General features: G+C 64.4%; 1 pseudogene. It reads left to right on the top strand.

The features are described from left to right. Positions 1-309, top strand: a pseudogene (locus AC5WS7_RS40665) (modular polyketide synthase); the annotation flags it as partial.

The raw sequence follows: 309 nt of genomic DNA, 5'->3' as shown, positions 1-309 counted from the left end.
GTGGTCGAGCGTTTGTCGGATGCGCGGCGACTCGGTCATGAGGTGCTTGCGGTGGTGCGGGGTTCGGCGGTGAATCAGGATGGTGCGTCGAATGGTTTGACTGCGCCGAGTGGTTTGTCGCAGCAGCGGGTGATTCGGGCTGCGTTGGCGAGTGGGGGGTTGTCGGTGGGGGATGTGGATGTGGTGGAGGCGCATGGGACGGGTACTCGGTTGGGTGATCCGATCGAGGCGGGGGCGTTGTTGGCGACGTATGGGAAGGGGCGTTCCGGGGGCTGGCCGGTGTGGTTGGGGTCGGTGAAGTCGAATATT

This window comes from Nocardia sp. PLKS1-43 (assembly GCF_059510335.1).
Note: the sequence above shows the minus strand (reverse complement) of the source record. Positions and strands in the feature narration are given on the sequence as shown.